Here is a 10,800-nt window from a genome sequence, read left to right on the forward strand (position 1 = left end):
CGTTCGCTCGCATCCGCTGGTTCACGAGATGCCGAACTCCTTGCCGAGCAGTTCGAAGATCTCGTCGTCGGTGGCCTCGTCCAGGTCCGCCGCGGGGGCGGAGCCCTCGGCTGGCCCTCGGTCCTCCCCCCACCTGGCCAGCACGTCGTGCAACCGCAGGGTGATCCTCGTGCGCTCACCGTGGTCGGTGCCGATGTCGGCGAGCAGGGCCTCGAGCCGGTCGATCTCGGCGAACACCGGCGACACGGTGTCCGCCGCCTCCTCGGGCACGATCTCCGCGCGCAGGTAGGCGGCCAGCTGGGCCGGCGTCGGGTAGTCGAACACGGTGGTCGGCGGCAGCCTCAGGCCGGTGGCGGTGTTCAACCGGTTGCGCAGGTCCACCGCGATGAGCGAGTCGAACCCGAGCGTCTTGAACGACTCGTCCGGTCCGACCGCCTCGGCGGAGGAGTGCCCGAGGACCGACGCGGCGAGGGTGCGCACCATCTCCAGCACGACGCGGTCGCGTTCCTGCTCGGAGAGGCCGGCCAGCGTGTGCGCGAGTGCCCCGGAGGACGGGACGGCTCCCCCCTCGGCGGCCCGGGGCACCGGTACCCGCACGAGCCTGCGCATCAGCGGCGGCACCCCGCCCGCCGCAGCCTGCGAGCGGAGCGCGCCGAAGTCCAGCCGCATCGGCAGCAGCACGGGTTCGTCGAGCGCGGCGGCGAGGTCGAACAGCGCGATGCCCTGCTCGTGCGACAGGCCGATGACCCCGGTCCCACTCATGCGCCGGACGTCGGTGTCGCTGAGGTGCTCGGTCATGCCGCCGAGCTCCTCCCAGAAACCCCAGGCCAGCGAGGTCGCCGCGAGGTTGTTGGCGTCGCGGTGTTGGGCGAGCGCGTCGAGGAACGCGTTCGCGGCCGCGTAACCCGCCTGACCGGAACTGCCGAAGGTGGCCGCAGCGGAGGAGAACAGGACGAAGGCGGCCAACGGCAGGTTCTTGGTCAGCTCGTGCAGGTGCGCCGCGGCGTCGAGCTTCGGCCGCATCACCCGCTCCACCCGTTCGGGGGTCAGCGAGCTCAGCATGCCGTCGTCGAGCACGCCGGCGGCGTGCACCACCGCGGTCAGCGGGTGCTCGGCCGGGATCGCGGCGACCGCCGCCGCGAGGTCATCGTGGACCGAGGCGTCGCAGGCCACGATGGTGGTGGTGGCCCCCAGCCGCGCCAGTTCGGCGGCGAGGTCGTCCGTTCCGGGCGCGTCGGGGCCCTGCCTGCTGAGCAGCAGCAGGTGGCGTACACCGTGCCGCTCCGCGAGGTGCCGCGCGAACAGCCGACCCAGCATTCCCGTGCCCCCGGTGATCAGGACCGTGCCGTCCGGGTCGAGGCCACGATCGGACGGGGCCTCCGAGGGGGGTGGGGTGCCGGTGATCCGTGGTGCGAGCACGAGTCCTCCGCGGACCGCGAGCTGCGGTTCCACCGACTGGATCGCGGCCGGGACGACCGCCCAGGACGCCTCGGTGTCATCCACGTCGAGGAGGGTGAACCGGCCCGGTTCCTCGGACTGGGCGGCGCGGAGGAGCCCCCAGAGGGGGGCGGCGGCGAGGTCCTGGACGTCCTCCGCCCGCCGTGTCGCCAGGGCGCCGCTGGTCAGGACGACGAGCCGCGTAGTGGAGAACCGCTCGTCGGCGACCCATTCCCGCAGCAGGTCGAGTGCCTGGCCGACGAGCCGGTGCGCCGTCGTTGTCACGTCGACACCGGAACCGCCGAACGCGGCGATCACGACGTCGGGGGCGGGCGTGCCCCCGTCCAAGGCTGAGGCGAGGGTGGCCAGGTCCGGGTAGCCGTCCACTCGTACCCCGCCGACCCGCGTCCCCGTCGTGTCGAGCAGGTGCGGGTCCGCTCCGAGCACCGTCCACCGTTGGCCGGGCACGGCCTCGGCCGACACCGCGACCCCGGTCCACTCCAGTTGGAACAGTGACTCGCGTTGGCCGTTGCCCGCCGCCCTGAGCTGCTCCGGTTCCACTGGGCGCAGCACCAGGGAGTCGACGGTGGCCACCGGGGCACCGGTCGTGTCGGCGATGCGGAACGCGACGCCGTTCGGGCCGGAGGGGGTGAGGCGCACCCGCAGTTCGGTCGCGCCGAGCGCGTGCAACGTCACCCCCCGCCACGCGAAGGGCATGCGGGGTTTGCCGTCGTCGTCCCCGGTGGCCCGTCCGGCGCGGAACTCGTCCAGCCCGGTGGCCTGGAGCGCTGAGTCGAACAGGGCCGGGTGCAGGCCGAAGTCGGCGACGTCGGCCCGCCCGTCCTCGGGGAGGGCGACCTCCGCGAACACCTCGTCGCCGCGTACCCACGCGGCGCGCAGGCCCCGGAACAGCGGTCCGTAGTCGTAGCCGAGCTTCTCCGCGTTGTCGTAGGCGTCGTCGATCTCGATGCTCCGCGCTCCCGGCGGTGGCCAGGCGGTGAGCTCGCCGCCTCCGGCGGGCTCGGTCGACTGCTGGACGCGGAGCACGCCACTGGCGTGCCGCAGCCACGCCTGCTCGTACTCGGCGTCGGCCGAACGCGAGTGGACGGTGAAGGTGCGCCGCCCGGTCTCGTCCTGTGCGTCGACGGCGAGCTGGATCTGGGCGGCCCCACGTTCGGAGAGGGTCAGCGGCGCCTCGAGGGTCAACTCCTCCAGCACGTCGCAGCCGAGCTGGCGGCCCGCCCGCAACGCCATCTCCACGAAGCCCGTTCCGGGTACGAGGACGGTTCCGAGCACGCCGTGCTGGGCGAGCCAGGGATGGGTGCGTCGCGCGAGTCGGCCGGTGAACAGGAAACCGTCGCTGTCGGCGAGTGGGACGCCGGCGGCCAGCATCGGGTGTTCGGTGGCGCCGAGCCCGATACCGGCCATGTCGCCGGTGGAGGTGGTGGGGATCGGCAGCCAGTACCGCTGGTTCTGGAACGCGTAGGTGGGCAGGTCGACGGGTCGCGCGTCGTGCTCGGTGAACGTGGTGCCCCAGTCGACGGCCACTCCGTGGGCGTGGGCGGTCGCGAGGGACGTCAGGAACCGGCGGAGACCGCCGTCCCCCCGCCGCAGCGTGCCGGTCACCACCGCGTCGGCGCCGGCGTCGACGATGGTCTGCTCGGTGGGCATGGTCATCACCGGGTGGGGGCTGATCTCGACGAACACCCGGTGTCCCTGCTCCAGCAACGCCCGCGTGGCCTGCTCGTAGCGCACCGGCTCGCGGGTGTTGTCGAACCAGTAGTCCGTATCGAGTGCCTCGGTGCCGACGAACCGCCCGCTGGTGGTGGAGAAGAACGGGATGTCGCCGGCGGTGGGGCGCACCTGTCCCAGTTCGTCCAGCAGCTCCGTGCGCAGCTCGTCCACGAAGGCGCAGTGGGTGGGAGCGTCGGCGACGTGCCGTGCGCGGATGCCCCGCTCCTCGCACTGGCGCACCAGCTCGTCCAGGGACTCACCGTCGCCGGCGATGGTGAGCAGGGCCGGCCCGTTGAAGCCCGCGATGGCCAGTCGGTCACCCCACTCGGCGAGCAATCCCTCCGCCTCCCCCACCGGCAGGGCGAGCGAGACCAGCCCGCCCCTGCCGACGAGGCGGTTGAGCAGTAGGCGGCTGCGCCGGGCGACCACGCGGGCCGCGTCGTCGAGGCTCAACCCGCCGGCGACGTAGGCAGCGGCGATCTCCCCCTGGCTCGTGCCGACGACGGCACCCGGCTCGACGCCGTGGGCACGCCACAGGGCCGCGAGCGACACCATGGTGGTGAACAGCGCGGGCTGGACCACATCGATGCGTTCCAGCGGCGGGGCGTCCGGCTCGGCCCGCAGCACGGCGAGCACGGACCAGTCCACGTACCGGGCCAGTGCCTCGGCGCAGGCCTCGGCCTGGGCGCGGAAGTGCGGGGACGCCTCCAGCAGGGCCGCGGCCATCTCCCTCCACTGCGAGCCCTGACCGGGGAAGACGAAGACCGGTTCGACCGTCGCCCTGGCGTGGCCGACGACCGTGTTCGTCCCCTGGCCGCCCTCCGCGAGGATGTCCAGGCCGCGCGCCAGGCTCTCCCAGTCCTCAGCGACGACGGCTCCCCGGTGCTCGAAGCGGGTCCGCCTCGTGGCGAGCGAGAACCCGAGGTCGGTGAGGGGGATGTCCCCCAGGGTCCGCAGGTGCTCGCGCAGCCGGTCGGCCTGGGCTCTCAACGCTTCGGCGGTGCGGGCGGACAGCACGAGGGGGACGGGCCCAGCGCCGTCGTGGCGCTGCCGCTCGGAGGTGTCCACCGGGGCCTGTTCGAGTACCACGTGGGCGTTGGTGCCGCTGATGCCGAAGGAGGACACGGCGGCCCGCCTCGGCTGTCCGGTCTCGGGCCACGGTGTCTGGCGGTCCAGCAGCGCGACGGCCCCGGCGGACCAGTCCACCTTGGTGGTGGGCGTCTCGGCGTGCAGGCTCCTCGGCAGCACCCCGTGCCGCAGGGCCAACACCATCTTGATCACACCGGCGACGCCGGCGGCGGCCTGGGCGTGGCCGATGTTCGATTTGATCGAACCGAGGTACACCGGCCGGTCGGCGGACCGGTCCTGCCCGTAGGTGGCGAGCACCGCCTGGGCCTCGATCGGGTCTCCCAGCACCGTCCCGGTCCCGTGCGCCTCCACCGCGTCCACCTGGGAGGGGTTGAGGCCGGCATCGGCCAGTGCCTCCCGGATGACCCGCTGTTGGGACGGGCCGTTGGGCGCGGTCAGGCCGTTGGAGGCGCCGTCGGAGTTCACGGCGGTGCCTCGGACGACGGCGAGGATCGGGTGCCCGTTCCGCCGGGCGTCGGAGAGCCGCTCGACGAGCAGCATTCCGGCGCCCTCGCTCCACCCGGTGCCGTCCGCCGACTCGGAGAACGACTTGCAGCGGCCGTCGGCGGCGAAACCGCCCTGGCCGGAGAGGCCGGCGAAACCGGTGGGGGTGGCCATGACGAGCACCCCGCCGACCAGGGCGAGCGAGCACTCGCCCTCCCGCAGTGCCCGCGCCGCCAGGTGCAGGGCGACCAGCGACGAGGAGCAGGCGGTGTCGACGGTGAGCGTGGGCCCCTCAAGCCCGAACGTGTAGGCGATGCGTCCGGAGATCACACTCGCCGCGGTGCCGGTGAGGATGTAGCCCTCGTTGCCGTCGGCAGCCTGTTGCAGCAGCCCCGCGTAGTCCAGTCCGCTGGCCCCGGCGAACACCCCGGTCCGGGAGCCGCGCAGGGTGGCGGGGTCGATGCCGGCCCGTTCGATCGCCTCCCAGCTCAGTTGGAGCAGGAGCCGCTGCTGCGGGTCCGTCGCGGTGGCCTCCCGAGGTGAGATGCCGAAGAACGCGGGGTCGAAGTCCCCGGGAGCGGCGAGGAAGCCGCCGTTGAGGCCCTCCACGCCCCAGCCGCGTTCGGCGGGTACCTCGTCGATCGCGTCGACCCCGTCGGACACCAGCCGCCACAGGTCCTCGGGGGACAGCACGCCGCCGGGCAGGTGGCAGCCCATGCCGATGATGGCGATCGGTTCGTCGTCCCGGGTCCTGGTCGCGACGGGCGCGGCGAGCACGGGCACGCCGGCCGCCTCGACGACGAGGAACTCCGCCAGCGCCGCCGGTGTCGGGTGGTCGAAGACGAGCGTCGCCGGCAGCCGGAGCCCCGTGGCGCCGTTGAGCCGGTTGCGCAACTCGATCGCGGTCAGGGAGTCGAACCCGAGGTCGGTGAAGGCCTGCTGGGGCTCGATCTCGGCCGGTGACTCGTGACCGAGGACGAACGCCGCCTGGCCTCGGACGAGCTCGAGGACGACGGCGGTGCGGTCCGATGGGTCAAGCCCGGCGAGGCGTTCGCCGAGCGAGGCGGTTCCCGCGACCGGACGCGCCGGCGCCCGCACGAGCCCGCGCAGCAACGGGGTGACACCTCCGGTCGCCGCGGTCGCCCGCAGCGCCGCCAGGTCGAGCCGGGCGGGCACGACCAACGCCTCGTCCACCGCGTACGCGGCGTCGAACAGCTCGCTGCCCTCCTCGGCGGACATCGCGAGAAGGCCTCCACGGCCGATCCTGTCCACGTGGTGGTCGTGCAGCTGCCCCGCCATCCCGCTGCGTTCCGCCCACATCCCCCAGGCCAGCGAGGTGGCGGGCAGGCCCTGCTGCCTGCGGTGCTGGGCCAGGGAATCGAGGAAGAAGTTGGCGGCGGCGTAGTTGCCCTGGCCCGGGCCGCCGAAGACGGCGGCCACCGAGGAGAAGAGCACGAAGGCGGACAGGTGGAGATCGCGGGTCAGGTCGTGCAGTGCCAGCGCGCCGTCGACTTTGGGGCGCAGCACCCATTCGACGCGATCAGCGTCCAGCGAGGCGATGACACCGTCGTCGGACACGCTGGCCGCGTGCACCACGGCGGTCAACGGGTGATCAGCGGGGATCCCCGCGAGTACGGAGGCCAGCCGGTCCCGGTCCGACACGTCGCAGGCGCCGAAGGTCACGGTCGCGCCGAGGGCGGACAGTTCCTCCCGCAGTTCCGCCATTCCCTCGGCCCGGGCGCCGCGCCTGCTGACCAGCAGCAGCCGGCGCACGCCGCGCTCCGCGACGAGGTGCCGGGCGAACACCTGGCCCAGGGCGCCGGTGGCACCGGTCATCAGCACCGTGCCGTCCCACCCGAGTTCGGGCAGGTCCTCCGCCGGTTCGTCGCGGACCCTGGCGAGGCGGGGCACCCTGGGGGCGCCGTCGCGGATGGCGAGCTGCGCCTCGCCGGACCCGAGGGCGGCGGGCAGGGCGGCCAGTGACGCGGCCGTGCCGTCGATGTCGACGAGGACCAGCCGTTCCGGGCTCTCCGACTGCGCCGAACGAACCAGGCCCCACACGGTCGACGGCGCGAGATCGGTGATCGGGTCGTCCTGCGCGGTGGCGAGCGCTCCCCTGGTGACGATCACCAGTCGGGACGCGTCGAAGCGCTCCTCGGCGAGGAACTCCTGGACCAGGGCCAGCGCGGCGGTGGCGGCACCGCGGGCCGAGTCGGCGGTGTCCGTCCCCGGTGGCGAGGTGAACACCGCCAGTACGGCGTCCGGGAGTCGCGCGCCGGAGTCGACGGCGGCGGCGAGCGCGGCGAGGTCGGCGTACCGTGCCGCGACGGGCAGGTCGAGGTCGGTGGACCCGATGAGGGCGCGGTGGTCCAGCGCCAGGGTGTCCCCGTCGGTGAGGGCCGGCCAGGTGACGCGGAACAGGGAATCGTGGTGCCGGCCTCGGCCGGCACCCACCGCGTCGGCGGAGACCGCGCGTCGCACGAGGGTCTCGACCGAGGCGACCGGGGCGCCGGTCTCATCGGCGAGCGCGACGGCGACTCCGTCGCCGCCCGCCGGGGACAACCGGACCCGCAGGGTCTGGGCTCCGCCGGCGTGCAGGGTGACACCGTTCCAGGAGAACGGCAGGGGCGAGCCGCCGATCTCGCCGGCGTCGTCGACGTCCTTCATCGCCATGGCGTGCATGGCGGCGTCGAACAGCGCGGGGTGCAGACCGAAGTCCGCGGCCCGCGCCGCGTGCTCCTCGGGCAGGGCGACCTCGGCGAACACGTCGTCGCCGCGCCGCCACACCGCGCGCAGCCCCTGGAACGGACCGCCGTAGTCGTACCGGAACCGGGCCAGGTCCTCGTAGAAGCCGTCCAGTGGTAGGGCGACCGCGTCGCTGGGGGGCCAGGTCTCGAACACCGACCAGTCGGGGCGCGGCGGCGCGTCCGGGGTGAGCGCACCCGTGGCGTTGCGGGTCCAGGGGGCGTCGGTGGGGTCGTCGTCCTGCCGCGAGTACAGGTTCACCAGCCGGGCCCCGGTGTCGTCGGCCTGACCGACGGCGAGCTGGATCGAGACCCCGCCCCGTTCCGGGATGACCAGCGGCACCTGGAGGGTCAACTCCGCGACGTGCGGGCATCCCACCTGGTCGCCGGCGCGGACCGCCAGTTCGACGAACGCGGTTCCCGGCAGGAGCGCCGACCCGAGGATCCTGTGCTCGGTCAGCCACGGGTGCGTTCGGGCGGAGAGCCGACCGGTGAAGAGCACCCCGTCGCCCTCGGCGAGGCTGACTTCGGCGCCGAGCAGGGGGTGCTCAGCCGGTCCGAGACCGAAGGCGGTGACGTCCCCGGTCCACGCCCCGGTCAGCTCCGGCCAGTACCGCCGGCGTTGGAAGGGGTAGGTGGGCAGGTCCGCCCGTCGGGCGCCGGTACCGTCGAAGAACCCTTCCCAGTCCACCGGGTGGCCGCTGACGTGCAGTTCGGCCAGCGCCGCGACGACGGCGGCCGGTTCCGGGCGGTCCTTCCGGAGGGTGGGCACGCAGCGGGTCACGTCCGGGGGCAGGCATTCGCGGGCGGCGGCGGTCAGGGTCCCCCCGGGGCCGACCTCGAGGAACGTCGTCGCTCCCTGGTCGTGGAGGGCACGGATCCCGTCGGCGAACCGCACCGGTTCCCGCACCTGCCGGACCCAGTGGTCGATGTCGCCGAACTCGTCGGAGACGACCTGACCGGTCACGGTGGACACGACGGTGGTGGTCGGTTCGGCGAAGGTGATGTCCCGCAGCAGGAGCCGGTACTCGTCGAGCATGGCGTCCATGTGGGCGGAGTGGAAGGCGTGGCTGACCCGCAGTCTCCTGGTCCGGGTCCCCCGGTCCTGGAAGTGCCGTTCGACGGCGGTGACGGCGTCCTCGTCACCGGAGATCACCACGGAGGCGGGTCCGTTGACGGCGGCGATGTCCACCTCCGCCGTGAGCAGCGGGCGGACCTCGGCCTCGGGTGCGCCGATCGACACCATCGCGCCGCCTGCCGGGAGGCGTCCCATCAACCGTCCGCGGGCGGCCACGAGGGCGCAGGCGTCGGGGAGCGACAGCACCCCGGCGACGTGGGCGGCGGTGATCTCGCCGACCGAGTGCCCGGCGAGGAGGTCCGGGGTCACCCCCCACGACTCCAGCAGCCGGTACAGGGCGACCTCCAGCGCGAACAGCCCCACCTGGGTGTGGGCGGTGTCGTCGAGCAGGTCCCCGTCCCCGAACACGATGTCGTCCAGCGGCCGGTCGAGGTGCTGGTCCAGCTCGCCGCGGACCGTGTCGAAGGCCGCGGCGAACGTCGGGTACGTGGCGTGCAGGGCGGCGCCCATGCCCGCCCACTGCGAGCCCTGGCCGGAGAACAGCACCGCGAGCCGGGTGCCCTCGAAGGTCGCGCCGCGTACCACCGCCGGTGCTTCGGCCCCCTCGGCCAGTGCGTGGAGCCCGTTTCGCAGCTCGGTTCCTCCGGTTCCGAGCACGACGGCGCGGTGTTCGAGCGCGGAGCGACCGGTGGCCAGCGAGTACGCGACGTCCAGCGGTCGGGTTCCGTCGGCGGTGGTGGCCAGCAGATCTCGGGCCCGGGCGACGAGTGCCTGTTCGGTCCTGGCCCCGAGCACCCAGGGCAGCACCGGGGTCGACGCGGTGGTCTCGGCGCCGGTCGCCGGTTCCTGGGCCGGGGCCTGCTCGATGATGGTGTGGGCGTTGGTGCCGCTGACCCCGAAGGAGGAGATCCCGGCGCGTCTCGGGGCGCCGGTGTCCGGCCAGGGCACCTGCTCGGTCAGCAGCTCCACCGCCCCGGCCGTCCAGTCCACGTGCGGGGTTGGTTCGTCGATGTGCAGGCTGCGGGGCACCGTGCCGTGGTGGATGGCCAGCACCATCTTCATCACGCCAGCGACGCCGGCCGCCGCCTGGGTGTGCCCGAGGTTGGACTTCACCGAACCCAGCAGCAGCGGCCGCTCCCGGTCCTGCCCGTAGGTGGCGAGCACCGCCTGCGCCTCGATCGGGTCACCGAGGACCGTGCCGGTCCCGTGCGCCTCGACCACGTCCACCTGCCTGGCCGAGAGCCCGGCGTTGGCCAGTGCCTGCCGGATGACCCGTTGCTGGGACGGCCCGTTGGGCGCGGTCAGCCCGTTGGACGCGCCGTCGGAGTTGACGGAGGAACCGCGCAGGACCGCGAGCACGGGGTGCCCGTGGCGCCGGGCGTCCGACAGCCGCTCCAGCAGCAGCAGACCGGCCCCCTCCGACCAGCCGGTTCCGTCGGCGCTGGCGGCGAACGCCTTGCAGCGGCCGTCGAAGGACAGGCCGCCCTGCCTGTCGAACTCGGAGAAGATCCCGGGGGTGGCCATCACGGTCACGCCGCCGGCCAGGGCGAGGGAGCACTCTCGCTGCCGCAGCGCGTGCGCGGCCAGGTGGATCGCGACCAGCGACGACGAGCAGGCCGTGTCGACGGTGACGGCGGGGCCCTCCAGGCCGAAGGTGTACGCGACGCGCCCGGAGATGACGCTGCTGGTGGTTCCGGTGAGCGTGTACCCCTCGACGTCCTCCTGGGCCTGTCGCAGGAGCATCGCGTACTCCTGGCTGCTGGCCCCGGCGAACACCCCGACGCGCTGGCCCCGCAGCGACGTGGGGTCGACACCGGCCCGTTCGAAGGCCTCCCAGGAGGTTTCCAGCAGCAGGCGCTGCTGCGGGTCCATCGCGAGCGCCTCGCGGGGACTCGTCCCGAAGAGGCCCGCGTCGAAGTCCGCCACCCCGTCGAGGAACCCGCCCTGGGCCGGCGGCGGGCCGGCGGCGGCGGTTTCGGCGGTGTTCCCGGTGGGCGGCGGCCCGACCTCCCAGCCTCGGTCGTCGGGGAAGGCCGAGATCGCGTCGGTCCCCCCGGCGACCAGGCGCCACAGGTCCTCCGGCGAGCGGACCCCGCCGGGGTAGCGGCAGCTCATCGACACGATGGCGATCGGCTCGTGCTCGCCGCTCTCGAACTCGCGCAATCGCTGCCGCGCCTGGTGGAGGTCGGCGGTGACGCGCTTGAGGTAGTCGAGGATTCTCTGGTCGTCGGCCAT

At 73.6% G+C, this 10,800-nt stretch carries 1 protein-coding gene; it reads right to left on the bottom strand.

Annotated features, from left to right (window positions below):
• Window positions 1-21: 21 nt before the first annotated feature.
• Window positions 22-10,800 (bottom strand): type I polyketide synthase, encoded by a 10,779-nt coding sequence (locus tag G443_RS04360; protein ID WP_026419201.1) that lies wholly within the window; start codon window positions 10,798-10,800, stop codon window positions 22-24.

This window comes from Actinoalloteichus caeruleus DSM 43889 (assembly GCF_000429185.2).
GTDB lineage: Bacteria > Actinomycetota > Actinomycetes > Mycobacteriales > Pseudonocardiaceae > Actinoalloteichus_B > Actinoalloteichus_B caeruleus.

Excerpts from the sequence above, each read along its gene's own strand:
- G443_RS04360 (WP_026419201.1), bottom strand. The coding sequence starts at position 10,800 with ATGGCCGACGACCAGAGAATCCTCGACTACCTCAAGCGCGTCACCGCC.